Consider the following 26,051-nt stretch of genomic DNA (forward strand, 5'->3'; position numbering starts at 1 on the left):
GCTGTTGCCGTGCGTCTGACGTCATTCGCCCATAGCCGAGCATCGGCTCGGCTCTACAGACGAAGCCCTCCACGTGCCGACGCGCTGCCTGCGCTACGGCTCTCCCCCTTTCCCGATCACGCCACGACCCATCGCCATGACCTACATCACGTCCCGCAAGCACGCCCCGCGCGTTTCCCTGCTCGCCACCGCCACCCTGGCCGCGGGCTTCGCGCCCCTGGCTGCGCAGGCCGCCGACAGCGCCGACGCCGGCTCCCGCAACGCCACTGAGCTGGACAAGGTGCAGGTGCGCGGCAGCTGGTTCAACCCGTCCTCGCCGAAGTTCACCGCCGAGCTGCTGGACACCCCGAAGTCAGTGTCGATCGTGTCGGAGAAGCTGATCGCCGAAACCGGTGCGACCAACCTGCAGGATGCGCTGCGCATGGTGCCGGGCATCACCTTCGGTGCCGGCGAAGGCGGCAATCCGACCGGTGACCGCCCCTTCATCCGTGGCTTCGATTCGCAGAGCAACGTGTTCGTCGACGGCCTGCGCGACGTCGGCTCGCAGACCCGCGAGATCTTCGACCTGGAGCAGGTGGAAGTGGTCAAGGGCCCGAGCTCGGCCTACGGCGGCCGTGACTCCGGTGGTGGCAGCCTGAACCTGGTGAGCAAGACGCCGAAGCTGAAGAACGAGACCAGCGCCAGCATGGGCATCGGTACCGACAGCTACGCACGCGGCACCGTGGACGCCAACTACGTGCTGGGCGACGGCATCGCCGCCCGCCTGAACCTGATGAAGCACGAGTCGGACATCGCCGGCCGCGACGCCGCCAACGTCAGCCGCTGGGGCATCGCGCCGTCGATCGCGTTCGGCCTGAACGGCCCGGCGCAGCTGATCGCCAGCCACTACCACATGCAGAGCGATGACCTGCCCGATGCGGGTGGCTTCCCCTACAACAATCCGTTCTCCAGCGGCCCGAACGTGGCCAGGAACGGTGATGGCCGCCCAGTGGTGCCGGACCGCAACAACTACTACGGCCTGGTCGACCGTGACTTCCAGCGCACCCGCGCCGACATCAGCACTCTGGACGCCAGCTACGACTTCGGTGGCCACAAGCTTCGCAACATCGCGCGCCTGGGCAACACCAGCAACGACTACCTGTGGACCCAGCCGGACGACAGCAAGGGCAACCCCAACCTGTACGGCACCTTGTGGCGTCGCACCAACACCCGTGCGGTCGACGTCAAGAGCTTCGCCGACCAGCTGGGCCTGACCGGTGCGTTCCAGACCGGCGCGCTCAAGCACAGCTACAGCGCGGGCCTGGAGTACAGCGACGAGAAGATGACCCGTGGCAGCTACCTGATGTCGCCGGGCACCGCCAATCCCCTTGAAAACAGCGCCAACAGCACTCGCTGCCAGGTGTCCGGCGCGGCCACCGGCTACAACTGCACCGACTTCAACAATCCGAACCCGAACGATCCGTGGGCGGCCGGTCAGATCGTCTATCGCAGCGACAAGGCGCTGGACGTCGAGCAGCGCACCAGGACCACCTCGGCCTACGTGTTCGACACCATCGAGCTCAATGAGCAGTGGATGATCAACCTCGGCCTGCGCTACGACGACTTCCGTACCACCCTGACCACGCCGGTGGCCGGCAAGGCACCGACCCGCGTGCGCAACAGCAACGACTTCCTGAACTACCAGGCCGGCGTGGTGTTCAAGCCGGCCGCCAACGGCAGCATCTACCTGTCCTGGGGCACCTCCTCGACCCCGCCGGGCATGGACGGTGGTGACGGTTCGGACGGCCTGAGCGCGGCCGTTGCCGACCTCAAGCCGCAGGACACGAAGAACCTCGAACTGGGCACCAAGTGGGACCTGCTGGACAACCGCCTGAACCTGACTGCTGCGATCTTCCACACCGTGATGAACAACGCGCGCGTGACCGTCGACAACGGCACCAGCCAGAACGCCGGCAAGAAAGAGATCAACGGTTTCGAGCTGGGCTTCAACGGCCAGTTGACCGAGGCCTGGAGCCTGTACGGCGGCTACACCTACCTCGATTCCGAGCTGAAGGACAATGGCTTTGTCTGTGGCGCACCGGTGGGCCGCACCTGCCCGTCCAACGTCTACGTGCCATCGCCGAACAACGGCAACGAATTCCCGAACACCGCCAAGCACAGCGCCAACCTGTGGACCACCTACCGCTTCCCGATCGGCCTGACCATCGGCGCCGGTGCGTTCTACTCGGACAAGCAGTACGGTGATGTGGCCAACACCAAGTGGATTGCCAGCTACACCCGCTTCGACGCGATGGCCAGCTACGCGATCCAGGACAACATCAGCCTGCAGCTCAATGTGCAGAACCTGACCGACAAGACCTACTTCACCAAGGCCTATGCCTCGCACTACGCGAGCATCGCCCCGGGTCGCTCGGCCACCCTGGCACTGAACGTGAAGTTCTGATGTAGCTCCGCTCCACCACGGCGGCAGGGTTCTCCTGCCGCCGTTTTTGTTTCCGGCGATACTCACCCCATGGCGACCCTTACCCCCATCGACAGCGATGCTCTGGCCGAGCTGCTGCAGCACGATCCGCAGGCGGCCTTCGCGTGCGTGCGCGACGCTGCGCAGGCCGGACAGGTCGAGGCACAACTGCTGCTCGCGCAGATGCACATGGAAGGCAAAGGCACCGCACAGGACGCCTCGGCGGCACGGCTCTGGTACGAAACCGCCGCCAACAACGGCGCGCCGATGGCGATGAACATGCTGGGCCGCTGCCACGAACTGGGTCAGGGCACCGCGCCCGACCCCACACTCGCCGCAGTGTGGTACCGGCGCGCGGCCGACACCGGGCTGGACTGGGGCCTGTACAACCTGGCCAACCTGCTGGCCACCGGCCGCGGCGTGACCCAGGACCGCGCGCAGGCACTGGCCCTGTACACCCGTGCCGCACACCTGGGCCATGCCAAATCGATGAACCTGCTGGCCCGCCACCTCGAAGACGGCCTGGAGATCGAGCGCGATCCGCAGGCCGCCTTGGGCTGGTACCAGCGCGCGGCCGAGGCCGGTGATTTCCGCGGCCAGGCCAACTACGCCTCGATTCTGCTGCAGGCCGGCCAGGTCGAGCAGGCCGTGCACTGGCTGCAGCTGGCGCTGGCCAATGGCAGCCCTACATTCATGGCACACATCGTGCCGGAGCTGGCCGCATCGCCGCATCCACAGGTGCGCGCCCTGGTCGCGCCGCCGTCCCTCTGAGGAGTCCCGCATGCTGCTGCACATCCCCGACATTCTCAGCACCGACCAGGTGGCCGACTTTCGCCGCCGACTGGATGCCGCCGACTGGACCGATGGCCGCGAGACCGTCGGCCATCTGGGCGCGCAGGCCAAGCACAACCAGCAGCTGCCCGAGGCCTCGCCGCTGCGCCGCGAGCTGGGCGAGATCATCCTTGTCGCGCTGGCCCGTCACCCGCTGTTCTTCAGCGCGGCGCTGCCGCTGAAATACCTGCCGCCACGCTTCAACCGCTACAGCGGTGGCGGCACCTATGGTTTCCACGTCGACGGCGCGGTGATGAAACTGGCCAACGGCGAACAGCTGCGTTCGGACATCTCCTGCACCCTGTTCCTGTCCGCGCCGGACGAGTACGAGGGCGGCGAACTGATCATCAGCGATACCTACGGCGAGCATGAAGTGAAGCTGCCCGCTGGCGACCTGATCGTGTACCCGTCCAGCAGCCTGCACCAGGTGCGGCCGGTCACCCGCGGTGCGCGCGTGGCCTCGTTCTTCTGGGTACAGAGCATGGTCCGCGACGATGTGCAGCGCCGCCTGCTGTGGGAAATGGATGGCGCGATCGAGCGCCTGCGGCAGACCGGCGGCGACGCCGAGGCGATCCTGCAGCTGACCGGCGTGTACCACAACCTGCTGCGGCGCTGGAGCGAAGTCTGAGCCTTGCCGGGCCGGCCTGCGACATTTTGGCAATCATTCTCATTTGCAACGGCTAACAGCTCTCATTACAATCACGCCCCGTTGATGCCGGCCGCTGCCGGCAGCCCCAGGGGACCCCCGCTTGCTGCGCCCGCTTCGCCCTCGTCCACTCATCCATCGCAAGATGGGCACCGCCATGCGTGGCCAGCGTCCTGCGCTGGCCAGCCTGCTGGCGTGGGTGGCGATGCTGGCCTTGCTGCTGGGCACCCTGCCACTGCTGCCACACGGGCAAGCCGGAATGGCCGTGCAGATGCCGCTGGAAGAACGCGGTGGCGAAGCCCCCCTGCAGGAAGAGGCACCGGCCAAGCTGCGCCGCTGTGCTGCCGCCCCGGTGAAATCAGCCGAGAAGGCACGCCCGCCGTTGCTGCTGGCCAGCCAATGGCTGCGCACCGAGCTTGAACTCGTACCCGCTACGCCGGCCATGCCCGGCATGCGCCCGGACTGGCCGCTGGCCGCTCCGGACACGCCCTGGGCCGATGCGCCCGGGCGCCGCCAGCAACGCGGCCAGGCGCCGCCGCTCGCCTGATTCACGGCCCCGCGTGACCGCCTGCGCGGCGTGCCCGCGCGCCGCTGCCTGCTTCATCCCTGCCGCCCCTGACCGGGCCTCCCCGTGCATGCCGACCGTTCGCGCCTGGCATCGCACCACCCTGCATCCTTCGAGGTTACTGCCATGGCCCAGCGCCATCGTGTCCGTTCGTCCCTGTCCCGTACCCTGCTGACCAGCGCCGTGCTGGCGGCCATGACCGCCCATGCCTTCGCCCACGGTGACGCTACCGGCACGCCACAGACGCTGGACAAGGTGGTGGTCACCGCCTCCGGCTTCGAGCAGAAGGTGGTCGATGCGCCGGCCAGCATCAGCGTGGTCAGTCGCGAAGAACTCAGCAAGCGCCCCTACACCAACCTGGTCGACGCGCTGCGCGACGTCGAAGGCATCGACGTCGGCCTGGAGGCCACCGACAAGAACGGCCGCGCCACCATCTCCATGCGCGGCCTGCCGTCCGAATACACCCTGGTGCTGATCGACGGCCGCCGCCAGAGCAATGTCGGCCAGCTGTACCCGAACAACTTCGGTGGCGGCCAGTTCGCCTACCTGCCGCCGCTGGACGCGATCGAACGCATCGAAGTCGTGCGCGGCCCGATGTCCACGCTGTACGGCTCGGACGCGATGGGCGGCGTGATCAACATCATCACCCGACGCAACCAGGACCGCTGGCACGGCGCCGTGACCCAGGGCTTCACCGTGCAGCAGGATGACCAGTTCGGTGATGCGCGCACCACCGACCTTTACTTGAGCGGCCCGCTGCTGAAGGACCGCCTCAGCCTGGCGGTGCGCGGCAGCTACTACGACGCCAAGGCCTCCAACCCGGAGTGGGATGCACTGACCCTGCCCGACGGCAGCCTGTGGGAGCGCAGCATCGGCTTCGGCGGCGGTGGCAAGTCGGTGGCCAACACCAACTGGAATACCGGCGTGCGCCTGGACTTCCGGGTCAACGATGACCACGAACTGTGGCTGGACTACGACGTATCGCGGCAGAAGTACGACAACAGCGAAGGCCAGACCGGCACGCTGGACAGCCTGGCCAGCCTGTGGCGCGTCGGCAATGCGGTCATCCCCAACCCGAACGGCAGCGGCACCGTCACCCGCCGCGTAGTGCAGCCGCGCGTCGGCTACACCGCCTACCAGCGCTACGAGCGCGATCAGCTGTCGCTGACCCACCAGGGCCGCTACAGCTTCGGCACCTGGCAGACCTCACTGACCCACAGCAAGAGCAGCAACCTGGGTCGTTCGCTGCCGCTGACCCTGGACGAGCGCGCCAACCTGCAGACGCTATGGAATGACGTCTGCCGTCGTACCGGTGCTGCCAACAACTGCGCGGCCGGCCGTGGCAATGCGCTGACTGCGCTCAATCCCAGCGAGATGGCGCGCCTGCAGGCGTTCCTGCCGCGTCCGCTGCGCACCATGGAGCTGGAAGGCTACGTGCTCGACACGATGCTCGATCTGGATTTCGGCGCACACAAGCTGACCGTCGGCGGCCAGTACAACAACACCGACATGATTGACGGCGTGTTCGGCATGGATGGCGCCGGCTACCGCAGCAACACCAGGCAGAAGCACCGCATGTGGGCGCTGTTCGCCGAGGACAACTGGGCGCTGACCGACACCCTCACCGCCACCTTCGGCCTGCGCTACGACGACCACAACGTGTTCGGCAGCCACGTCACTCCGCGTGGCTACCTGGTGTGGAACGCCAGCGATGCGTGGACCTTCAAGGGTGGCGTCAGCACCGGCTACAAGACCCCGCGACCGGACCAGCTGTTCCCGGGCATCACCGGCTTCGGTGGCCAGGGCGTGCTGCCGCTGGTCGGTTCGCCGAACCTCAAGCCTGAAACCAGCACCAACTACGAGCTGGCCGCCTACTACGAGGGCCAACGCTGGGGCTTCAACGTCACTGGCTTCTTCAACACGTTCGAAGACAAGATCGCCAGTGGTGGCACCTTCCCGAACTGCGAAGTGGCGCCGGCCGGCAGCGGTTACTGCGTGGACATCGGTCCGGGTTGGGCCGCGCTGGGCTACAGCACCTTCACCCAGAGCGTGAACATCGACAAGGCTGAAACGCGGGGTGCCGAACTGGCCGCCCACGTCGACCTGCTCGACACCCTGCAGCTGCGCGGCAACTACACCTGGACCAGGAGCGAGCAGACCAGTGGCGCACAGAAGGGGCTGCCGATCAGCGGCACCATGCCGGCCAAACACATGGCCAACGCCAGCCTCAACTGGCAGGTCAACGAAGCGGTCAGCCTGTCGCTGATCGGCGAGGGCCGCTACGACCGCTACCGCGACACGCTGCTGGACGCCAACGGCGCCAGCCACACCCGCTACTACGAGGACTACACGATCTTCCATCTCGGTGGCAGCTGGAAGGCCACGCCCTGGCTGACGGTGAACGCACGGGTCAACAACCTGCTCGACAAGGATTTCGTCTCGCAGTCGTGCCTGTTGATCAGCCAGAGCGAATTCAACTGCGTGGACGACTACGCGACCAAGGACCAGCGCCGCAGCTACTGGATTTCGTTGAATGTGAAGTTCTGATGGCGCGCGGTCGCCGCTCCATCCACGCATGGCGTGGATCTGCTGACCCGCCGGATTGCCGGCCAGTCGGTAGTGCCGACCGCTGGCCGGCAATCCGACCTTGTTTCCCGGAACCCCGGTAGTGCCGGCCGCTGGCCGGCAATCGCCCTCCAGCGATACAGAACGACACGCAATTGCGAGCTATTCTCATCAATGATGTAATGGGCAGTCCCCGTCCGCCTCGAACCGTGCCGTGAGCCGTCCTGCCTCTTCCACCGTGCAGCAGCAACAGAACCGTGGCTTCTGGCTGCGGACGCTGCACCAGTGGCACTGGATCAGCTCGGCGGTGTGCCTGATCGGCATGCTGCTGTTCGCGGTGACCGGCCTGACTCTCAACCATGCCGCGAAGATCGAGGCCAAACCCCAGGTGCAGAACCAGCGCCTGGAGCTGCCGGCCGCGCTGCTGGGCCAGCTCGGCACGCGCGAAGACGGCAACGCGCCGATCCCGCGCCCGGCCCGGCAATGGCTGGACACGCAGCTGGGCATCGCCATCGGCGGACGTCCGGCCGAGTGGTCGGCTGAGGAGATCTACCTGTCGCTGCCACGCCCCGGTGGCGACGCCTGGCTGAGCATCGACCGCGAGACCGGCGCGGTGGAGTACGAATCGACTTCGCGCGGCGTGGTCTCCTACCTCAACGACCTGCACAAGGGCCGCAACGCAGGCCCGGCATGGGGCTGGTTCCTGGACCTGTTCGCCGTGGCCTGCCTGGTGTTCTGCATCACCGGCCTGTTCCTGCTGCACCTGCATGCGCGGCAGCGGCGCATGACCTGGCCGCTGGTCGGCCTCGGCCTGATGATCCCGCTGTTGATCGCCCTGCTGCTGATCCACTGACTTCCACCGTGAATTCCATCCGTTCCTCCGGAGCCGCCCCATGCGCGTCACCCTGACCATCGCCCTCAGCGGCCTGCTGGCCACCTCGCCGGCCTATGCCGCCACCCTCGACATCAACGTCGAAGTGCCCAAGCTCAACGTGGCCGAATACCACCGCCCGTATGTGGCGGTGTGGCTGGAAGGCGCCGACCAGAAGGTCGCGGCCAACCTGTCGGTCTGGTACCAGCAGACCAGCAACAGCGAAGGCCACGGCACCAAGTGGCTGCCCGACCTGCGCCAGTGGTGGCGCAAGAGCGGCCGCACCCTGCAGGTGCCGGTGGACGGCGTGACCGGCCCGACCCGCCCGGCCGGCAAGCACGCGCTGTCGTTCAACGACAGGCAGCCGGCACTGAAGCAGCTGGCCCCCGGCAACTACACCCTGGTGGTCGAAGCAGTGCGCGAAGTCGGCGGCCGTGAACTGCTGAAGATCCCCTTTACCTGGCCGGCCACCGCCGCGCAGAACGGCAAGGCGCAGGGCGCCACCGAACTGGGCCAGGTCACCCTGTCCGTCAAACCCTGAAAAGGGGACGGAGGGGATTAAGTCGTAATCCCCTTCTCCTTGCCGCATCACCCCGCATCCACTGGAGTCCTCCGCATGAAGCGCACGCTCGTCCTCGCCGCCGCCCTGGCCGCTGCCCTTCCCTTCTCCGCCCTGGCCCACAAGGCCTGGCTGCTGCCCTCGCAGACCGTGATCGCCGGCAATGCACCGTGGATCACCGTCGACGGTGCGGTCTCCAACGACCTGTTCTACTTCAACCACGTGCCGCTGCGCCTGGAATCGCTGGTGATCACCGCGCCGGACGGCAGCACCGTGCAGCCGCAGAACGCAGCGACCGGCAAGTACCGCAGCGTGTTCGACATCGAACTGAAGCAGCCCGGCACCTACCGCATCGCCTCGGTCAATGACGGCCTGTTCGCCACCTACGAGCAGAACGGCGAGCGCAAGCGCTGGCGTGGCAGCGTGGCAACCCTCGGCGAACTGCCCAAGGACGCGAAGAAGCTCGAACTGAGCCAGTCGGTGGGCCGCGTGGAGACCTTCGTCACCAACGGTGCGCCGAACGACACCGCGCTGAAGCCGACCAACCGTGGCATCGAGCTGGTCGCCGTCGGCCACCCGAATGACCTGTTCGCCGGCGAGGAAGCCACCTTCCGCGTACTGGTCGATGGCAAGCCGACCGCCGGCCTGGAGTTCGAGATCGTGCGTGGTGCCACCCGCTACCGCAACGCACAGGACGAACTGAAGCTCACCAGCGACGCCAAGGGCGAGATCAAGGTGACCTGGCCGGAAGCCGGCATGTACTGGCTGGAAACCGGCACCGAAGACAACAAGACCTCGGTGAAGCAGGCCGCCAAGCGCCGCCTGAGCTACGTCGCCACGCTGGAAGTGCTGCCGCAGTAATAGACGTGGACCGCGATGCCGGGCACGTCCCGGCATCGCGCCCGCAACACCCGCCATGACCGATTCCCTGTACGACATCGCCCGCCTCGGTGGCACCACCATGGGCACCACCTGGAGCGTGTCGCTGGTTGCGCCGCGCCAGCGCGACCTGCATCCGCTGCATGCCGGCATCCAGGCGCGCCTGGACGAGGTGGTCGCGCAGATGAGTACCTGGGAGCGCGGTTCGGATCTGAGCCGCTACAACCGCGCCGACACTGGCCAATGGTGTGTACTGCCCGCCGAAACGCGCCACGTTCTGGCCTGCGCACAGGCCATCGCTGCCGCCAGTAGCGGCGCCTTTGATCCCACCATCGGTCCGCTGGTTGCGCTGTGGGGCTTCGGTGCACACGCCGGCGAGCGCCGCCAACCCGATGCCACCACCGTACAGGCCACGCGCGAGCGCTGCGGTTGGCAGCGCTTGCAGTGGCAGGGCGATGCGCTGCTGCAACCGGGTGGGCTGGAACTGGATCTCTCTGCGATCGCCAAGGGCTTCGGCGTCGATCACGTCGCCGCGTGGCTGCGCGGACAAGGCATCGCTGCCGCGCTGATCGAGGTCGGTGGCGAACTGGCCGGCTATGGCCGGAAACCGGATGGCCAGCCGTGGCGCGTGCTGGTGGAATCGGCGCCGGAAGAGGATGCGCAGACCGATACTCCGCCACGGGTGCTGGTACTGGAGGGCAAGGCGGTGGCCACCTCCGGCGATCGCTGGCACCAGTACCACGCCGATGGCGAGGCCTACAGCCACAGCCTCGATCCGCGTACCGGCAGGCCGGTGCGCCAGGTCGCTGCCGCAGTCACGGTGGTGGCCGGCGATGCGATGCACGCCGATGCCTGGGCCACCGCGCTGACCGTCCTCGGTCGTGAACAGGGCATGGCACTGGCCGAGCGCGAAGGCCTGGCTGCACGCTACCTGCACCGTGCAGCAGATGGCGCGCGGGAGTTCCTCAGCAGCGCCTTCCAGCGCCTGCTCGACGAGCAGGATGCATGAGCACCCGGCCGTCACGCGCATGGCTCGGCAACGGCCTGGTCCTGCTTCTGCTGGCGCTGATCGGTTGGGCGCTGCTGCGACTGCATCTCGGCGAAGCCTGGTGGCAGGGCGCGCCGCCGGCACGGCAAACGCAGATCGCGATCATCGCCACCGCGCTGTATGCGCTGGCCTGCGCCGCACTGCGGTGGCGTGGGCGACCGCGCGACGATGCTGCCTCTGGCGACGTCGCACCGATCCTGATGGTCTGGTCCAGCCAGACCGGTTTTGCCCGCGAACTGGCCGAACGCAGTGCCGAGGCATTGCGCGGTGCCGGCGTGCCGGTGCGTGTGCGCGGCCTGCATGAGGTCGACGCCACGCTGCTGGCCGACAGCGAGCGTGCATTGTTCATCGCCAGCACCACTGGCGAAGGCGATCCGCCCGACCATGCGCTGCCGTTCCTGCGCGATGTCATGGTCTCACCGCCTTCACTGCAACACCTGCACTACGGCGTGCTCGCACTGGGCGACCGCAGCTACGGCCACTTCTGCGGATTCGGCCACCAGCTTGACCAATGGCTGCGCCAGCACGGCGCGCATCCGCTGTTCGATGCGATCGAGGTCGACAACGCCGATCCGGCAGCGCTTCGTCATTGGCAACAGCTGCTGGGACAACTCGGCGGCGGCGCCAGTGAACTGCCCGACTGGAGCCCGGCCGAATACCAGCTGTGGACGCTGCTGCAGCGCGAACATCTGAACCCGGGCAGCCCCGGCGGTCCAGTGTATTGGTTGCGCCTGCGGCCACCGGCCGGCGCAGATGTGCAGTGGCAGGCCGGCGACATCGCCGAGATCGGCCCGCAGCATGCGTCGCACACCGTGCGTGCCTGGCTGGACGCACAGCGCTTCGATGCGGACAGGGTGCTGGACGACGGGCAGACGTTGCTGGCACGCGTCGCGCGCTCGCACCTGCCTTCATTGGTTCCCCCAGGTGATCTGCCCGCGCTGCTGGCGACCCTGCAGCCGCTGCCGCATCGCGAGTACTCCATCGCCTCAGTGATGGCCGACGGCGCGGTGGAGCTGCTGCTGCGCCGACAGCTGCGCGCGGACGGCACGCCCGGCATCGGCAGTGGCTGGCTGTGCGACCACGCGGCCATTGGCGAGCCGGTGCAGCTGCGCCTGCGCCGCAACGACAATTTCCACGGCGTCGCCGCCGAGGTACCGCTGCTGCTGATCGGCAATGGCACCGGCATCGCCGGCCTGCGCGCACACCTGCACGAACGCGTACGCAGTGGCGCCCGCCGTACCTGGCTGCTGTTCGGTGAGCGCACCGCCGCCCACGACTTCCATTTCGGCGAAGAGCTGCAGGCGATGCTGGCCGACGGCACGCTGGCGCGGCTGGATGCAGTGTTCAGCCGCGATGGCGGTGTGCATCGCTATGTGCAGGACCGGTTGCTGGCCGAAGCGGCAACACTGCGGCGGTGGGTGGATGAGGGCGCGACGATCCTGGTCTGCGGCAGCCTGCAGGGCATGGCCCCGGCGGTGGATGCGGTGATCGAGCAGGTGCTGGGGACTGCGGACAAGGAAGCGCTGCTGCTGGCCGGTCGTTACCGGCGCGATGTGTATTGAGGTCGCCGCATCCACGCATGGCGTGGATCTACTGCGCGGCGTGTCAAGGCATGGTTGGTAACCCCCCAGTAGATCCACGCCATGCGTGGATAGCGCCCACCGGCGCCGAGGCATCATCCCGCCGCCGCACTGACCCGTATCACCAACAACTCGCCCCCGCCCTGCAAAGCGTGCCGCTGCCGTTCACCCGCTGACAACCACGCGGTATCGCCGGCCTGCAGCGGCGGCAGGCCACTGCCGGCACCGAACTCCGCCTGACCGGCCAGCAGATGCAGTGCCCAGGCCACGCCCGGTTCGCAGAAGAAGAACATCGTGCCCACCAGTGGCCGGTGCAGCAGTTCGGCCTGCAGCAGCTCGCGCTTCCACATCAGGTTGAAATCATGTGTGGTGCCATCGACCAGTTCGCCGTGCAGCGTTTCCTCGCCGGCAAAGCGCACCCGCCCGTGTGGCGGCAGCACTTCCGCCACACGGCCATCCTCGAAGCGAAGACGCACGCCATTGCCCTGCAGCAGTACCAGTTCGCGCTCCACGCCGGGGAAGGCGGAGAACGCGGCGTCCTGCTCGATCTCGGCCACCGACAGGCGCAGCGCCCAGTCATTGCCCTGCGCAGGCAGGCGCAGGATCTCGCGCGTCCAGCCCAGGCCGTTGCGCCAGCGTTCGCGGCGGTAGTCCAGGCGGGAGATTACCTGGCTCGGAGTGTGCAGCAGGGAGTCGATGGTCATCCGCGCATTGCATCATGCCGCGCGCCGTCGCGCATCACCGCGTGGTGAGCGTGCCCTGGCCACCGCATCCGCCGGCCAGCAGCTGCGAGTGCTTCAGCCAATCCTGGTCGGGGTAGTAAGCAAACACCATCGTGCCGCCGCGCAATGCGTCGATCAGCGGCTTGGCCACCGACAGGCGCACCGCCGGGCAACCCAGGCTGCGGCCGAGCCGCCCCTGCAGCTGGGCGGTGGCCGGGTTCACATACGGTGCGCCGTGGATGACGATCGCGCGATCGCGCGCACGGTCATTGAAGCCCGGTTCCAGCCCGGCCAGGCGCAGCGAATATCCATTGCCGCCCACGTAGGTCTCCTGCGCGGTGAACGCGCCGAGGCTGGACATGAAACTGCCGTCGCGGTTGGAGAAGTGCTCGGTGCGGTTCTCGCCGCTGTTGCGGCCATGCGCCACCCATTCCTCGAACAACAGGCGCTGGTGGGCCAGGTCGAACACCCACAGGCGCGGCTCGGTGGACGGGCGCGAGTAATCGATCACGCTGAGCCGATCACCGTTGATGCCCAGCTCCGGCCGCTGCAGCGCGCAGCGCATGGCGCGCGCCGCCAGCTGCAACACGTGGCGGTCGGCCTTGGGCGCACTGCGCGACAGCAGGGCAGCCAGATCATCGGCAGAGGTGGCGAGGGCGGGCGTCTGTGCCAGCGCCGGGGCGCTGGCCGAGGTCGCCAGCAGGCCGAACGCGGCCAGCCGGCACAGGCGGGATGCAGTCATGGGCACAACGAGGGGACTCAGTTGCCCTTGAGGGTGGACCCTGGCGGCTCGGATTCCAAGACCGGCTGCATTCCGGATTCAGCCGGGCTTGGGCGGACCGCCGGCAGCGAGGTGACCAGCAGGGTCGTGCCCGGCACCAGCACCTGGTACAGCTGGCGGGCGAAATCGGCCGGCAGCGCCATCGGCAGCGAGGGCGTGGCCAGCAGGTCCGGCGTGGCCTGGGCGCGATCCTGGCCCAGCAACGGGTAGGCCGTCCACTGGTGCAGGCGCTGGTTCACGTCCAGCGGGCTGGGGGTGTCGCTGTAACCCTGCCCCATCACGAACAGCGTGGTCCCCTGGAAGGCCGGCAGCGCGTCCGCCTTCAACGGCGACTCGCCGATCATCACGCCATCGCGCAGCACGTACAGGCGCTGGTCGTGCAGGCTGACCAGGATGCCGACCTGCCCGGCCGGGGCCACGCTGTCGTTCCACCACGCCTGCGCCGGCGCTCCGCCCTCTGCCTCCGGCAGGGCCTGCCCACGCGCATTCACGGGTGCCAGTACCGACGGATAGGCCAGGGTCATCGGCGAGCTCTTGGCGTCGGCCACGACCACGGTATCGCCGCGTTGAGTTTCGCTGAACAGCTTCTGCGCGAAGGCCTGCGGCAGGCGCACGCAGCCGTGCGAGGCGGGATGCCCGGGCAGGCTGCCGCCATGCAGAGCGATACCGTCCCAGGTCAGCCGCTGCATGTACGGCATCGGCGCGCTGTTGTAGAGGTTGGACCTGTGGTCCTTGTCCTTCTGCAGGATGGTGAACACGCCGGTCGGCGTCTCGTGCCCGGCCTTGCCCGAGCTGATCGTGGTCAGGCCGATGGCAATGCCGTTGCGGTAGACGTAGGCGCGCTGCTCATCGAGGCTGACCACCAGCACGATCGGGCCGGTCGGCGAGATTTCCGGATGCCACAGGTATTCGCCCGGTTTCAGGTCGGTCGGTCCGCGCACTTCAGCGGTGCTGGCTGCGGCCGCGGGCGTGGCTGTCGGCATCGGCGCAGCGGCGTGGGCCTGCAGTGGCAGAGTCAGTGCCAGGGCGAGCATCAGGGTCGTGGGGCGGTGCACAAGCATCCAGCGGGGTCCTTTCCATGCGGAGCGGCCACCGTACACCATCGGCCCGTGGTGGCCGCGGCAAAACCAGGCCCCGGAAATGAAATTGCCCGGCGACACAGCCATGTGTCGTACCGGGCAATCGTTACGTCCTTGTCGGCCTGCTGCCGCCCCCTCGCATCCTGCGCTGTGGGGGCAGCGTTGCATCCTGCACGCGGCCGCGTCTGTCCTGTTTGTATCTCAGCCCCTTCCACAGGTCTGTGATGCCACCATCCTGGTGAGTGGTGCCGCGTCCTGCGGCGGTCGGTGGTCACGGGCGTCCTGTCCGTGACCGGTGAACCAGCGTCCTGCCGGTTCCGACGATTCCTGCTGTCAGCGCCTCGGTACGGTTCGCACCGGTACCGATCCGGGTACCGGATCCGCCGGCAACAACCTGTTGCCTACGGTGATCCGCTGTCGATTCCGTTCGACGATGGCTTTCCCTATCCCCTTCACCTGCGCCAGGTCCTCGACGCGATGAAACGGGCCGTGTCTGCGCCGGTGCTCGACGATCGCCTCGGCCTTGGCGGCTCCGACCATCGTCAATCCCTGCTGCAGCGCCTGGGCATCGGCGCGGTTGATGTCGATCGGTTCGGCGGCATGCGCCCCAGCGATCCACACGACCAGCACCAGTGCCCTCAACACGACACTCCAAGGCACGACGTGTATCTCCTTGTGATTCTGGACGTCCCGACCGGCAATCCCGTCGGTAGGAACAGTGTCCGTCACCACATGCACACAGCCTATCGGTTTCCTGGATTTCTAAAAGCCAGCCAAACACCCGACGTGATGTAGGAAAAACCCTACCCGTGGCACAGGCGTAGAATGGCGGGATCAGCCCATGCAACCGGAGTTTCAGATGGACAGCGCCAAGCTCGGCCAATTCGTCAATGACAAGTGGGACAGTGAAATCGTCCCGCAGTTGGTCGACTACATCCGCATTCCCAACAAGTCGCCGATGTTCGACGCCAATTGGGTGCAGAACGGCTACATGGAACAGGCGGTCACGCTGATGGAGAACTGGGCCAGGGCCCAGCAGCTGCCCGGCCTGAAGGTTGAAGTGGTGCGCCTGGAAGGCCGCACCCCGCTGATCTTCCTGGAAATTCCGGCCTCCGGCCCGGAAACCGGCGACGACACCATCCTGCTCTACGGCCACCTGGACAAGCAGCCGGAAATGACCGGCTGGGACGACGATCTCGGCCCGTGGACCCCGGTCCTGCGCGGCGACAAACTGTATGGCCGCGGCGGTGCGGATGACGGGTACGCCATCTTCGGCTCGCTGGCCGCGGTGCTGGCGCTGCAGGCCCAGGGCCTGCCGCACGCCCGCTGCGTGGTGCTGATCGAAGCCTGTGAAGAATCGGGCAGCTATGACCTGCCGGCCTACGTCGACCACCTGGCCGACCGCATCGGCAAGCCGTCGCTGGTGGTCTGCCTGGATTCGGGCTGCGCCAACTACGACCAGCTGTGGTGCACCACCTCGCTGCGCGGCCTGACCGGCGGCAACTTCACCGTGAAGGTGCTCAACGAAGGCGTGCATTCCGGCGATGCCTCCGGCGTGGTGCCGTCCAGCTTCCGCCTGCTGCGCCAGCTGCTGTCGCGCATCGAGGACCAGGACACCGGCCGCATCCTGATCGACGGCATGAACGTGGAAATCCCGGCCGAACGCCTGGAACAGGCCAAGCGCGCGGCCGAAGTGGTGGATACCGAGATCTTCGAGAAATTCCCGATGGTCGACGGCCTGCGCCCCATGAACGAGGACCTGACCGAGCTGGTGCTCAACCGCACCTGGCGCCCGGCGCTGTCGGTCACCGGCGTCGGTGGCATGCCGCCGCTGGAATCGGCCGGCAACGTGCTGCGTCCGCAGACCTCGGTGAAGCTCTCGCTGCGCCTGCCGCCGACTGCCGATGGCAAGACCTGCGGGGAACTGCTGAAGGAAGCGCTGCTGCGCGACCCGCCGAACGGCGCGCAGGTCACCCTGGACCTGGAAAAGGCCTCCACCGGCTGGAACGCACCGGCCATGGCGCCGTGGCTGACCCAGGCCATTGACGACGCCAGCCAGGCCTTCTTCGGCAAGCCGGCGATGTACATGGGCGAAGGCGGCTCGATCCCGTTCATGGGCATGCTGGGCGAGAAGTTCCCGGGCGCGCAGTTCATGATCACCGGCGTGCTCGGCCCGCATTCCAATGCACATGGCCCCAACGAGTTCCTGCACATCCCGATGGGCAAGAAGGTCACCGCCTGCGTGTCCAAGGTGATCAGCGAGCACTATGCCGCCAGCCTGCGCGGCGAGACCAGCGGTTCGCCAGTGGCTGCCGACAGCGGCCCCCGCCACGGCGACCACGGCTGCTGCTGATTACGGCACACCGTGACGGACGCAGCCTGGCCTTGCTAGGCTGCGTCCACCCAAAGCGGAACACATGCACATGAATGGTCTGTTCGGCAGCAGCAGCTGGCTGTACATCCTGCTGGTCGGCTTCGTCGTCGGCCTGCTCGGGCGCTTCTTCATGCCCGGCAACAACCGCATGGGCTGCCTGCTGACCATCGTGCTGGGCATCATTGGCGCGCTGGTGGCCGGTTGGTTCGGCCAGTACATGGGCTGGTACGCTCCCGGCGAACCGGCCGGTTTCCTCGGTGCGGTAGTGGGCGCGGTGGCCGTGCTGGCCGTCCTGCGCCTGTTCAGCGGCCGCCGCTGACCCCGTCCCTCCTTCCCCTCCTGCTCCCGACGTTGGCGCGCCCGGCGCGCCCGGATATGCCCGCATGACCGAACCCGCCTCCGATCCCCAGCGCAGCGCGCAGCGCTTGCAGTGGGCCCGTACCCAGCTCGATGACGCCAACGCGGTAGTCGAACGCGCTTCGGTGGATGCCGGCATGCGCAGCTACTGGCGTACCACCAGCACGCGCGGCAGCCACATCGTGATGGACGCTCCGCCGGGGCTGGAAGATCCGCGGCCGTGGCTGCGCATGCGCGGCCTGCTGCACGACAACGGCCTGCGCGTGCCAGCATTGCTGGCGCAGGACCTGGAAGCCGGCTTCCTGCTGCTGGAAGATCTCGGCGGCCCGACCCTGGCCAGGATCCTCGACGAGCGCAACGCCGATGAATGGTTCGGCCGTTCGATCGAACAGCTGCTGCGCCTGCAGGCGATCCCGGTGCCGGCCGACTTCGGCCAGTTCGGCGAAGCGCTGCTGCAGCGCGATGCCGGCCTGTTCGACGAGTGGTTCCTGCAGCGCCACCTGCAGCTGGAACTGGACTGTGGCGAGATTGAAGGGCTGCAGCTGGTACACCGCCGGTTGATGGACAACGCATTGGGCCAGGCCCAGCTGATGACCCACCGCGACTACATGCCGCGCAACCTGATGCCGGTCGAGGACGGCCCCGCGGTGCTGGATTTCCAGGACCTGGTGCGTGGCCCGATCGCCTACGATGCGGTGAGCCTGTTCAAGGACGCCTTCCTGAGCTGGCCGCTGCAGCGCGTGGACGAGTGGCTGGCGCAGTACCACGAGCGCGCACGCGACGCCGGCCTGCCGGTACCCGACCGCGCCACCTTCCTGCGCGATGCCGACTGGATGGGTATCCAGCGCCACGTGAAGATCCTTGGCCTGTTCTGCCGCCTGCGCTACCGCGACAACAAGGGCCATTACCTGGACGACGCGCCGCGCTTCATCGGCTACCTGGATGAAGTACTGCCGCGCTACCACGAGCTGGCACCGCTGCAGCAGCTGCTGGACGAGCGCATCAAGCCGGCGCTGGCCGAGCTGGGTGCACCGATGCGCGTGGCCCGATGAAGGCGCTGGTCTTTGCCGCTGGCCTCGGCGAGCGCATGCGCCCGCTGACCCTGCACACGCCCAAGCCGCTGCTGGAAGTGGCTGGAAAGCCGTTGATCGTCTGGCACCTGGAACGCCTGGCCGCACTCGGCGTGCGCGAGGTGGTGGTCAACACCGCATGGCTGGCCGAGCAGTTCCCTGCAACGCTGGGCGATGGCAGCCAATGGGGCGTGCGCCTGCATTTCCTGCACGAAGGGCCGACCCCGCTGGAAACCGGCGGCGGCATCCTCAACGCATTGCCGGTGCTGGGCGATGCCCCGTTCCTGGTGGTGAACGGCGACATCTGGACCGATTTCGATTTCGCCACGCTGCCGCGCGAGCCGCAGGGCCAGGCACACCTGGTGCTGGTCGACAATCCGGCGCAACACCCCGACGGTGACTACCGCCTCGATACGCAGGGGGTGCTGCACCATGACCGCGAAGGTCCCTGCCTGACCTATGCCGGCATCGGCGTGTACCGTCCTTCGATCGTGGCCGACTGGCGCGCGGTGATCGGCGATGCGCCGGGCAGCGAGCGTGTTCCGCCGAAGTTCTCGGTGGTGCCGCTGCAGAAGCATTTCATGGCGCAGGGGTTGATGACCGGGCAGCACCATCGCGGGCGTTGGACCGATGTGGGTACCGTGGATCGCCTGCATGCGCTGGATGTTGAGTTGGCGGCGAACGGCTGAGCCCCTCGTGGCTGGACTCATTGAAAGCAGAAGCCGTGCTTGGCCGGTCGGGGTGGGCTGCGCAGGGGACGCTGCAAGTACGTCCATGTAAGCTCGGTCGCCGCATCCATGCGGCTCACGCCCCTGCGCAGCCCACCCCGACCGGCCTCTGACAGTTTCCGTGCGCGTCCAGCCACGGAAAAGAAAAAGAAAATCAAAAGCGGATCGCTTCGCTGCGCTTGCTCTGGTGTCGACCAAGGTCGACACCCACCAACAGCCGTCAGCAGTGCAGTACGCAGTCCCGGCAGATCGCGGGAACCTGTCGAAGGCGGGGTGGGTCCGGTTGCGGGGGCGTGAGCGCCATGGATGGCGCGATCGAGGCTACATGGACGTACTTGCGCCGTCCCCCGCAACCTGAGCCACCCCCCCCCCCTCAGGAAGCCAGCATTTGACGTTGCTGTTGAAGTTGCCGGCCAGCGGCCGGCACTACCGCGGGTGCAGGGCGCAGCCCTGCAAACAAACCCCACCCTCAGTAACGAGGCCGGCCTTCTTCCAGCACCTGGCGCAGGAACGGCACGGTGATCCGCCGCTTCGCCGCCAGCGATTCGCGGTCCAGCCAGTCCAGCAGCGTGATCAACCCACCCAGCTCGCGCCCGGTGTGCGACAGCAGCCACTCGATGGCCGCTTCGTCGATGGCCAGGCCGCGTCGCAGCGCGCGCTCGCGCAGCACCGCAGCACGACCTTCCTCATCCAGCGGCTGCAGCAGCACGCGCACGCACTGGCCCAGCCGCGAACGCAGGTCCGGCAGTACCAGGCCCAGTTCTTCCGGCGCCTTCTGCGCCGTGTACAGCACGGTCACGCCTGCTGCACGCGCGCGGTTGTGGAAATCAAACAGCGCGATCTCGTCCTCGCGGTTGCCGGCAACCTCGTCCAGCCCGTCCAGCGCCACCAGTTCGCGTGCGTCCAGCCCGTCGAGCGCTGCACGAACGCGGCCGGCGGCGCTGGCCAGTGGCACGTACGTCGGCAGGCGCCCGGCCTGCTCGGCGCTGGAGCACGTCGCCAGCGCCTGGTGGGTCTTGCCGGTGCCCGCCGCGCCTTCCAGGTAGACCCAATCGTGGCTGGCGCCGACCGCGATCGCACGCAGCTGCGCCAGCGCGCCATCCGGCGCGCCGATGAAGGTCTCCAAGCGCTGGTCCCGCGGGTAATGCAGGGCCAGCGGCAGTTGCGGCACACCCATCACTTCAGGTCGGGGCCCTTGTCGGTCGGAACGATGATATGGGGCGCATCGACCACGCCATCAAGCACGATCGCCGGCTTCTCGCCCACGTACAGCTCGCTCAGGCGGTAACGCTGGTGCGCATAGCGCAGCAGCACGTTGGTCACCGCCGCCACCGGCAGCGCCAGCAGCATGCCGAGGAAGCCGAACAGCTGGCCGCCGGCCATTACCGCGAAGATCACCGCCACCGGATGCAGGCCGATCTTGTCGCCGACAATGCGCGGGGTCAGTACGTAGCTCTCCAGCAGCTGGCCCACGGTGAACACCACGCCGACCAGGATCAGCAGCTTCAGGTCGAAGCCCTGTGCCTGCACCAGCGCGGCAATCACCGCCATCAGCACGCCGGTGGTCGCGCCCAGGTAGGGGATGAAGCTGATCAGGCCGGCAATCAGGCCAATCAGCAGGCCCAGCTTGAGGCCTACCAACGACAGGCCGCCGGCGTAGATCACGCCCAATGCCAGCATCACCAGGAACTGGCCGCGGATGAACGCCCCCAACACCTCGTTGGACTCACGCGCCAGCGCAGTGATGGTGCCGATGTGGTTGCGCGGAATCACCGAGGCCACCCGCTCGACCAGCTTGTCCCAGTCGCGCAGGAAGTAGAACGCCAGGATCGGCAGCAGCAGGATGTTGACCACCCAGGTCACCATCGCAAAACCCGAACGCGAGACGTAGCCCATGAACGTGGTGGCGACGCCGCCGGCCTGCTGCCAGTGGCTGCGCACCCACTCGATCAGGCGGTCCGGATCCAGCCACTGCATCACTTCCAGGCCGGTCTTCTGCTCGAACCAGGGAATCCCCTTTTCCATCAGCCACGCCTGCGCCTGCGGCGCGACCGCGATCAGGGTGGTGATCTGGCGCTCGATCATCGGCACCAGCACCAGCAGCAGCGCCACGATCACCAGCACCATCGCCGCGAACACCAGCACCACGCCGGTCATGCGCGAGCGGCCGGTGGCCTCGATGCGGTCCACCAGCGGGTCGCCCAGCCAGGCCAGTGCCAGCGCCAGCACGAACGGGGTCAGGATCGGGGCCAGCAGCCACACCACCCAGCCGACCAGGCCGGCGAACAGGATGTACTTCAGCCGGCGCAGGAACTGCGCGATTTCCGCTTCCGGGGTCAGGGTCATCGCAGGCGGTACTCATTGCTGACCGGTGCTGCGACCGGGGCACCGGTGGTGTCGTCGATCGGCGTCGGCAGGGCCGGCAGCGGCGCGCTCGGCACCAGTACACCGTTGTCGCCCAGCATGCGGTTGAAGCCGGCCAGGCCGGTGGTCATCTCCAGGCTCAGCTCCAGCTGGCCGGCCGAAGCATGCAGCGGGGTGACGTTGCGCACCACCGGCACCTCGCGCAGGCCGGCGGCAAGGCGCAGGTAGTCGTCGGCACTGTTGATGCCGGTGACCACCACGCGGTAGGTTCCGGCCTGGCCGACGGCGGCGCCGGCCTTCGCATAGCGCCTGACCAGCGCGTCGGCGGCGCCATCGGCGCCGGCCGCCATCGCCCGCATGGCGTTGGCGTCCTTGCTGGTCCACTTGTTCAGCTCACGGCCGTTGTCGACGAACACCCAGTCCGCCTGCCAGCCGCCGTTGGCGCGGTAGAGCTTGCCGATCAGCTGCATCGGCGGTGAGTAGCGCGAGGAGGCGCGGGCCACGGCGGCACTGTCCTGGCGCCAGATGGCACCGGCCAGCGCCTGCTCGGCGGCACCGCCGCTGGGCAGGCCGAGCTTGTAGCCGCGCTCGATGGCGCGGTTCAGCAGTGGGCGGGCGGCATTGGCCTGCTGCACGCTGACCAGGCGCGGTCCGCTGCCGTCATCCACGGCCAGCCACACCACCGGCTTTGGTCGCGGCTGCGGCCACAGCGGCAGGCCCAGCGCCGAGACCAGCGAATCGACGTCGTCCTCGCGGAAACGGGCCACCAGCAGGGTCCGGAAGCTCGGCGCGCCGCTGGCGCCTACGCTCTGGTCCTGCTTGTAGTCGTAGCTGGCCACGTAGTCCTTGGCATTGCGCAGTGCCTGCACCACACCGGGGCGCGACATCACGTTGCGATCACCGGACAGCTTGCCCAGTACCACGCTCAGGGCGCGGGCCAGGGCGCCGTTGCGATCGGCTTCGGCTTGGCTGTTGACGGGCACTTCGGCCTCGTACGCGCCACTGGCGGTGGCGACATCACCCTCGGTGCGAAGGCCGCTCTGGGCCATCGTGGCCACCGGCAGGCTCAGCGCAAGGAGCAGGGTCAGAATCAGGCTGCGGCGCATCAGGACATCCATTGGCTCGACGTATCCGGGGGAATTGTTGCCCGAATACGGCCTTTGCGCCAATGCGGCCTGTTAAAATCGCCCGTTCAACCCCTGCCAGCGCCGACGCCCGTGACCAACACCCCGTCTTCCGCCCCCTCCCCCCTTACCTATCGTGACGCGGGTGTCGACATCGACGCCGGCAACGAGCTGGTCGAGCGGATCAAGCCCCTGGTCAAGCGCAGCTTCCGGCCGGAAGTGATGGGCGGCCTGGGCGGCTTCGGCGCCCTGTTCGACCTGTCCAACAAGTACCGCGAGCCGGTGCTGGTGTCGGGTACCGACGGCGTGGGCACCAAGCTGAAGCTGGCGCACCAGCTGAACCGCCACGATACGATCGGCATCGACCTGGTCGCCATGTGCGTGAACGACGTGCTGGTACAGGGTGCCGAGCCGCTGTTCTTCCTGGACTACTTCGCGACCGGCAAGCTGGACATCGACACCGCCGCAGCGGTCGTGGGCGGCATCGCCAACGGCTGCACCGAGGCCGGCTGCGCGCTGATCGGTGGTGAAACCGCTGAAATGCCCGACATGTATGCCCCGGGCGAATACGACCTGGCCGGCTTCACGGTGGCCGCGGTCGAGAAGAGCGAGCTGAAGGACGGCGCCAGCGTGGCTGCCGGCGACGTGCTGATCGGCATCGCCTCGTCCGGCCCGCACTCCAACGGCTACTCGCTGGTGCGCCGCATCTACGACCGTGCCGGCCGCCCGGCCGAGCTGGAGCTGGAAGGCGGTGTGAAGCTGGTCGATGCGCTGATGGCGCCGACCCGCCTGTACGTCAAGCCGATCCTGGCGCTGCTGAAGTCACACGGCGAGGCCATTCACGGCATGGCCCACATCACCGGTGGCGGGCTGACCGAGAACATCATCCGCGTGGTGCCCGACGGCCTCGGCCTGGACATCCAGGCCTCGTCCTGGACCCTGCCGCCGGTATTCCAGTGGCTGCAGAAGGAAGGCGCCGTGGCCGACAGCGAGATGTGGCGCACCTTCAACTGCGGCATCGGCTTCGTGCTGATCGTCGCGCCGGACCAGGAGGCTGCCGTGTCCGAGGCGGTCAGGGCGCAGGGCCTGGAGCACTGGACCATCGGCCAGGTGGTCACCGCCGAAGGCGCCGAGCGCGTCCACATCGGCTGAGCCCGGCAACCAGGAGCCCGCATGGACGCAACGCCCCCCCTGGCACCCACCCCGGTACCACCGCCGTTGGCGGCGGTGCCGGTCTTCAGCAGGCAGGACGCTGACCACCTGCGCGCGCTGTCCATCGCCCACTATGTGTTCGGTGGCCTGATTGCGCTGCTCTCGCTGTTTTTCATTCTGTACATCGTGCTCGGCATCAGTGCGCTGAGCGGCCATCTGCCGATGAACTCCGGGGGCCAGCCCTCGTCGCCGGCCGAACAGCGCCTGTTCGGCTGGGTGTTCACGGTCCTGGGGACCGTGTTCGTCGCCGGCGGCCTGGGCATGGCCGCATTCGTCATCCATGCCGGCCGCTGCGTGGCCCGGCGGCGTCGTTACCTGCTGTGCCTGATCGTGGCCGGCCTGCTCTGCCTGTTCGCGCCGCTGGGCACCGTTCTAGGGGTGTTCACCCTGGTCACACTGCTGCGCCCGCAGGTGAAGGCCGCCTTCGATGCAGCTGGCACGGCTGCATGACGATGCCGGGCGCGCCTCCGCCATTGCCACAGCAGACCCTGGCGCAGCTGCAGTTGGCCAGCCACCTGCAGACGCTGAAGGTGCTGTTCTACGCGCTGGCAGGTTTCCACTGGCTGGCCGCGTTGGCCTTCCTCGGTTTCATCGGCCTGGTCGCCAGTTCCCGCGGGTTGGACGAAGGCGCGGCGCTGGCCACGGTCTACGGGGTCATTTCGTTGTTGGCGGCGGCGCTTGGCTTCGTACAGCTGCACACCGCGCGCCTGCTGTCGCGCCGCACCGGGCTGGCCTGGTGCCAGCGCGCGGCATGGCTGGCAGTGCTTGCCGGCCCGTTGGGCATGGCGCTGACGGCCTATGCCCGGGTGTTCCTGTCCAAGCCTGACATGGCCGCATTGTTCGACCGCGGCGACCACCTCAGTGCCTGAGCCCGCAGGCAACCCATCGCTTCCTCCTGACCGATCCGACATGTCCGCGCCCGCCACCGCCGCAAACGCCACTGCCCGCGGCTATCGTGTTTCACTGCCCAAGAAGCTGGCCTTCGCCGCCGTACTGGCCGTGTTCCTGGTCAGCTGGATCGATCCGCTGTGGCCCGTCGAACAGGCCCTGCACAGCTCGCTCACCGTCGTCGGCCTGGCTGCCCTGCTCTGGGTGGACCGTCGTGGCTGGCTGGGCAATGGCGCCTTCATCGCGATCTGTGGCTTCATCGCACTGCATTGCGTGGGCGCGCGCTGGCTGTACTCCAACGTGCCCTACGACGCTTGGGCACAGGCGCTGGCCGGCTGGTCGCCGAATGCCGCCTTCGGCTGGCAGCGCAACCACTTCGACCGTCTCATCCACTTGTTGTTCGGCGTCTGCTTCACCCCCGCGCTGCTGCAGCTGGCCCGGCATGCCTGGCCGGCGCTGCGCCTGGGCCAGGCCTTCAGCCTGGCGGTGATGACGGTGATGTGCGCCAGCCTGGTCTACGAGTGGTTCGAGTGGGCCATCGCGCTTGCCCTGTCGCCCGACGCCGCCGAGGCCTACAACGGGCAGCAGGGCGACATGTGGGACGCTCATGCCGACATGCTGCTGGCGACCCTGGGCAGTCTGCTGACCTGGCCGTTGATCCGCCGGAGTGCCCGGCAATGAGCACGCCCACCCGCATTGCCGTGCTCGCCTCCGGCCGCGGCAGCAACCTGCAGGCCATCCTTGACGCAATTGCTGACGGCCGCCTGCCCGCCGAGGTTGTCGGCGTGTTCTCCGACCGCCCAGCCGCAGCCGCGCTGCAACGGGTCGGCGACAGCCTGCGCTGGGCGCATGCACCGAAAGAATTCGGTGACCGCGCCGCCTACGAGCAGGCCTTGGGCGATGCACTGGCCGCGGTCGCGCCGGATCTGATCGTCTGCGCCGGCTACATGCGCATTCTCGGCGCCGACTTCGTGCAGCGCTTCAATGGCCGGCTGGTCAACATCCACCCCTCCCTGCTACCGCTGCACAAGGGGCTGGACACGCATGCGCGGGCGCTGCACGCCGGCGATGCGGAGCATGGGGCCAGCGTGCACCTGGTGGTGCCCGAGCTGGATGCCGGCGCCGTGCTGGCCCAGGCGCGGGTGCCGGTGATGCCCGGCGATGACGCCGACAGCCTGGCGGCGCGTGTGCTGGCGGTGGAGCATCCGCTGCTGATCGCCACCCTGCAGCTGCTGTGCGCCGGCCGCCTGGCTGAACGGGAGGGCCAGCCACTGCTGGATGGTCACCCCCTGTTTAGCCCACTGGTCCTAGATTCCGCCGGGAACCTGAACCGGTAACGCCCACGCA

At 67.8% G+C, this 26,051-nt stretch carries 26 protein-coding genes; 19 read left to right on the top strand and 7 right to left on the bottom strand.

Annotated features, from left to right (window positions below; genetic code table 11):
• Positions 1-136: 136 nt before the first annotated feature.
• The 10 genes from BN1263_RS02330 (at position 137) to BN1263_RS02375 (ending at position 11,987) form a co-directional block, all read left to right on the top strand.
• Positions 137-2,443, top strand: a complete 2,307-nt coding sequence (locus tag BN1263_RS02330) for a TonB-dependent receptor (RefSeq protein ID WP_058979339.1) — start codon at positions 137-139, stop codon at positions 2,441-2,443.
• 69 nt (positions 2,444-2,512) lie between these two features.
• Positions 2,513-3,232, top strand: coding sequence for a tetratricopeptide repeat protein (locus BN1263_RS02335; protein ID WP_058979341.1), 720 nt, complete (start codon positions 2,513-2,515; stop codon positions 3,230-3,232).
• A gap of 10 nt (positions 3,233-3,242) precedes the next feature.
• A complete protein-coding gene (locus BN1263_RS02340; protein ID WP_058979343.1) occupies positions 3,243-3,920 on the top strand; it encodes a Fe2+-dependent dioxygenase in 678 nt (225 codons plus the stop codon).
• Between the two features lie 163 nt (positions 3,921-4,083).
• The gene (locus BN1263_RS02345) at positions 4,084-4,485 is read left to right on the top strand and encodes a hypothetical protein (RefSeq protein WP_058979345.1); all 402 of its coding nucleotides are present in this window, start codon (positions 4,084-4,086) and stop codon (positions 4,483-4,485) included.
• 144 nt (positions 4,486-4,629) lie between these two features.
• The gene (locus BN1263_RS02350; protein ID WP_058979347.1) at positions 4,630-7,050 is read left to right on the top strand and encodes a TonB-dependent receptor domain-containing protein; all 2,421 of its coding nucleotides are present in this window, start codon (positions 4,630-4,632) and stop codon (positions 7,048-7,050) included.
• Positions 7,051-7,282: 232 nt separating this feature from the next.
• Positions 7,283-7,921 carry a PepSY-associated TM helix domain-containing protein gene (locus BN1263_RS02355; protein WP_058979348.1) on the top strand — a complete coding sequence of 213 codons (639 nt, stop codon included), beginning with the start codon at positions 7,283-7,285 and terminating at the stop codon, positions 7,919-7,921.
• Positions 7,922-7,961: 40 nt separating this feature from the next.
• Positions 7,962-8,480, top strand: coding sequence for a DUF2271 domain-containing protein (locus BN1263_RS02360; RefSeq protein ID WP_049413191.1), 519 nt, complete (start codon positions 7,962-7,964; stop codon positions 8,478-8,480).
• A 75-nt stretch (positions 8,481-8,555) separates the two neighbouring features.
• A complete protein-coding gene (locus tag BN1263_RS02365) occupies positions 8,556-9,359 on the top strand; it encodes a DUF4198 domain-containing protein (RefSeq protein ID WP_058979350.1) in 804 nt (267 codons plus the stop codon).
• Between the two features lie 55 nt (positions 9,360-9,414).
• Positions 9,415-10,386 (top strand): FAD:protein FMN transferase, encoded by a 972-nt coding sequence (locus tag BN1263_RS02370; RefSeq protein WP_058979352.1) that lies wholly within the window; start codon positions 9,415-9,417, stop codon positions 10,384-10,386.
• Complete coding sequence (locus BN1263_RS02375) at positions 10,383-11,987, top strand: sulfite reductase subunit alpha (protein WP_058979354.1); 1,605 nt, start codon at positions 10,383-10,385, stop codon at positions 11,985-11,987. Before BN1263_RS02370 ends, BN1263_RS02375 begins: the two co-directional genes overlap by 4 nt.
• A gap of 113 nt (positions 11,988-12,100) precedes the next feature.
• Here BN1263_RS02375 and BN1263_RS02380 read toward each other — a convergent pair whose 3' ends face one another.
• From BN1263_RS02380 to BN1263_RS02395, 4 genes are all read right to left on the bottom strand, one after another.
• On the bottom strand, positions 12,101-12,709 hold the full coding sequence (locus BN1263_RS02380) for a HutD/Ves family protein (RefSeq protein WP_058979357.1): 609 nt from the start codon (positions 12,707-12,709) through the stop codon (positions 12,101-12,103).
• Positions 12,710-12,743: 34 nt separating this feature from the next.
• Complete coding sequence (locus tag BN1263_RS02385; protein ID WP_058979359.1) at positions 12,744-13,469, bottom strand: murein L,D-transpeptidase catalytic domain family protein; 726 nt, start codon at positions 13,467-13,469, stop codon at positions 12,744-12,746.
• 17 nt (positions 13,470-13,486) lie between these two features.
• Entirely contained in the window at positions 13,487-14,569 is a 1,083-nt protein-coding gene (locus tag BN1263_RS02390) for a L,D-transpeptidase (protein ID WP_058979361.1), read from the bottom strand.
• 351 nt (positions 14,570-14,920) lie between these two features.
• Positions 14,921-15,247, bottom strand: coding sequence for a ComEA family DNA-binding protein (locus BN1263_RS02395; protein ID WP_032955193.1), 327 nt, complete (start codon positions 15,245-15,247; stop codon positions 14,921-14,923).
• A gap of 199 nt (positions 15,248-15,446) precedes the next feature.
• On the opposite strand from BN1263_RS02395, the gene BN1263_RS02400 reads away from it, so the two are divergent.
• The 4 genes from BN1263_RS02400 (at position 15,447) to murU (ending at position 19,077) form a co-directional block, all read left to right on the top strand.
• Positions 15,447-16,940, top strand: a complete 1,494-nt coding sequence (locus BN1263_RS02400) for a M20 family metallopeptidase (protein ID WP_058979363.1) — start codon at positions 15,447-15,449, stop codon at positions 16,938-16,940.
• A gap of 70 nt (positions 16,941-17,010) precedes the next feature.
• Complete coding sequence (locus BN1263_RS02405; protein ID WP_019659430.1) at positions 17,011-17,280, top strand: GlsB/YeaQ/YmgE family stress response membrane protein; 270 nt, start codon at positions 17,011-17,013, stop codon at positions 17,278-17,280.
• 64 nt (positions 17,281-17,344) lie between these two features.
• Positions 17,345-18,370, top strand: a complete 1,026-nt coding sequence (locus tag BN1263_RS02410) for an aminoglycoside phosphotransferase family protein (RefSeq protein ID WP_058979365.1) — start codon at positions 17,345-17,347, stop codon at positions 18,368-18,370.
• Complete coding sequence (gene murU / locus BN1263_RS02415; protein WP_058979366.1) at positions 18,367-19,077, top strand: N-acetylmuramate alpha-1-phosphate uridylyltransferase MurU; 711 nt, start codon at positions 18,367-18,369, stop codon at positions 19,075-19,077. The genes BN1263_RS02410 and murU overlap by 4 nt, the downstream gene beginning before the upstream one ends.
• 508 nt (positions 19,078-19,585) lie before the next feature.
• Here murU and hda read toward each other — a convergent pair.
• The 3 genes from hda to BN1263_RS02430 are packed head-to-tail and all read right to left on the bottom strand — an operon-like array spanning position 19,586 to position 22,598.
• Positions 19,586-20,293, bottom strand: a complete 708-nt coding sequence (hda, locus tag BN1263_RS02420; RefSeq protein WP_021202582.1) for a DnaA regulatory inactivator Hda — start codon at positions 20,291-20,293, stop codon at positions 19,586-19,588.
• Entirely contained in the window at positions 20,293-21,462 is a 1,170-nt protein-coding gene (locus BN1263_RS02425) for an AI-2E family transporter (RefSeq protein WP_058979367.1), read from the bottom strand. Before BN1263_RS02425 ends, hda begins: the two co-directional genes overlap by 1 nt.
• Entirely contained in the window at positions 21,459-22,598 is a 1,140-nt protein-coding gene (locus tag BN1263_RS02430; RefSeq protein ID WP_019659435.1) for a DUF2066 domain-containing protein, read from the bottom strand. Before BN1263_RS02430 ends, BN1263_RS02425 begins: the two co-directional genes overlap by 4 nt.
• A 99-nt stretch (positions 22,599-22,697) precedes the next feature.
• Between BN1263_RS02430 and purM the strand changes: the two genes are divergently transcribed.
• Genes purM through purN form a run of 5 tightly spaced genes read left to right on the top strand, consistent with a single transcriptional unit; the run spans position 22,698 to position 26,041 of the window.
• Entirely contained in the window at positions 22,698-23,756 is a 1,059-nt protein-coding gene (gene purM, locus BN1263_RS02435) for a phosphoribosylformylglycinamidine cyclo-ligase (RefSeq protein ID WP_019659436.1), read from the top strand.
• A gap of 21 nt (positions 23,757-23,777) precedes the next feature.
• The gene (locus BN1263_RS02440) at positions 23,778-24,266 is read left to right on the top strand and encodes a hypothetical protein (RefSeq protein WP_019659437.1); all 489 of its coding nucleotides are present in this window, start codon (positions 23,778-23,780) and stop codon (positions 24,264-24,266) included.
• Complete coding sequence (locus tag BN1263_RS02445; RefSeq protein ID WP_058979369.1) at positions 24,263-24,685, top strand: hypothetical protein; 423 nt, start codon at positions 24,263-24,265, stop codon at positions 24,683-24,685. Before BN1263_RS02440 ends, BN1263_RS02445 begins: the two co-directional genes overlap by 4 nt.
• Before the next feature lie 40 nt (positions 24,686-24,725).
• On the top strand, positions 24,726-25,385 hold the full coding sequence (locus BN1263_RS02450; protein ID WP_019659439.1) for a DUF2238 domain-containing protein: 660 nt from the start codon (positions 24,726-24,728) through the stop codon (positions 25,383-25,385).
• On the top strand, positions 25,382-26,041 hold the full coding sequence (purN, locus tag BN1263_RS02455; protein ID WP_021202586.1) for a phosphoribosylglycinamide formyltransferase: 660 nt from the start codon (positions 25,382-25,384) through the stop codon (positions 26,039-26,041). The genes BN1263_RS02450 and purN overlap by 4 nt, the downstream gene beginning before the upstream one ends.
• Positions 26,042-26,051 lie beyond the last annotated feature (10 nt).

The organism is Stenotrophomonas thermophila (assembly GCF_001499715.1).
Taxonomy (GTDB): domain Bacteria; phylum Pseudomonadota; class Gammaproteobacteria; order Xanthomonadales; family Xanthomonadaceae; genus Stenotrophomonas; species Stenotrophomonas hibiscicola.

Coding starts and splice junctions, on each gene's coding strand:
- murU (WP_058979366.1), top strand. CDS start 18,367: ATGAAGGCGCTGGTCTTTGCCGCTGGCCTCGGCGAGCGCATGCGCCCG.
- BN1263_RS02400 (WP_058979363.1), top strand. CDS start 15,447: ATGGACAGCGCCAAGCTCGGCCAATTCGTCAATGACAAGTGGGACAGT.
- BN1263_RS02410 (WP_058979365.1), top strand. CDS start 17,345: ATGACCGAACCCGCCTCCGATCCCCAGCGCAGCGCGCAGCGCTTGCAG.
- purN (WP_021202586.1), top strand. CDS start 25,382: ATGAGCACGCCCACCCGCATTGCCGTGCTCGCCTCCGGCCGCGGCAGC.
- BN1263_RS02360 (WP_049413191.1), top strand. CDS start 7,962: ATGCGCGTCACCCTGACCATCGCCCTCAGCGGCCTGCTGGCCACCTCG.
- BN1263_RS02405 (WP_019659430.1), top strand. CDS start 17,011: ATGAATGGTCTGTTCGGCAGCAGCAGCTGGCTGTACATCCTGCTGGTC.
- BN1263_RS02425 (WP_058979367.1), bottom strand. CDS start 21,462: ATGACCCTGACCCCGGAAGCGGAAATCGCGCAGTTCCTGCGCCGGCTG.
- BN1263_RS02375 (WP_058979354.1), top strand. CDS start 10,383: ATGAGCACCCGGCCGTCACGCGCATGGCTCGGCAACGGCCTGGTCCTG.
- BN1263_RS02350 (WP_058979347.1), top strand. CDS start 4,630: ATGGCCCAGCGCCATCGTGTCCGTTCGTCCCTGTCCCGTACCCTGCTG.
- BN1263_RS02450 (WP_019659439.1), top strand. CDS start 24,726: ATGTCCGCGCCCGCCACCGCCGCAAACGCCACTGCCCGCGGCTATCGT.
- BN1263_RS02445 (WP_058979369.1), top strand. CDS start 24,263: ATGACGATGCCGGGCGCGCCTCCGCCATTGCCACAGCAGACCCTGGCG.
- BN1263_RS02340 (WP_058979343.1), top strand. CDS start 3,243: ATGCTGCTGCACATCCCCGACATTCTCAGCACCGACCAGGTGGCCGAC.
- BN1263_RS02365 (WP_058979350.1), top strand. CDS start 8,556: ATGAAGCGCACGCTCGTCCTCGCCGCCGCCCTGGCCGCTGCCCTTCCC.
- BN1263_RS02345 (WP_058979345.1), top strand. CDS start 4,084: ATGGGCACCGCCATGCGTGGCCAGCGTCCTGCGCTGGCCAGCCTGCTG.
- BN1263_RS02335 (WP_058979341.1), top strand. CDS start 2,513: ATGGCGACCCTTACCCCCATCGACAGCGATGCTCTGGCCGAGCTGCTG.
- BN1263_RS02440 (WP_019659437.1), top strand. CDS start 23,778: ATGGACGCAACGCCCCCCCTGGCACCCACCCCGGTACCACCGCCGTTG.
- BN1263_RS02430 (WP_019659435.1), bottom strand. CDS start 22,598: ATGGATGTCCTGATGCGCCGCAGCCTGATTCTGACCCTGCTCCTTGCG.
- BN1263_RS02330 (WP_058979339.1), top strand. CDS start 137: ATGACCTACATCACGTCCCGCAAGCACGCCCCGCGCGTTTCCCTGCTC.
- BN1263_RS02390 (WP_058979361.1), bottom strand. CDS start 14,569: ATGCTTGTGCACCGCCCCACGACCCTGATGCTCGCCCTGGCACTGACT.
- BN1263_RS02380 (WP_058979357.1), bottom strand. CDS start 12,709: ATGACCATCGACTCCCTGCTGCACACTCCGAGCCAGGTAATCTCCCGC.
- hda (WP_021202582.1), bottom strand. CDS start 20,293: ATGGGTGTGCCGCAACTGCCGCTGGCCCTGCATTACCCGCGGGACCAG.
- BN1263_RS02385 (WP_058979359.1), bottom strand. CDS start 13,469: ATGACTGCATCCCGCCTGTGCCGGCTGGCCGCGTTCGGCCTGCTGGCG.
- BN1263_RS02370 (WP_058979352.1), top strand. CDS start 9,415: ATGACCGATTCCCTGTACGACATCGCCCGCCTCGGTGGCACCACCATG.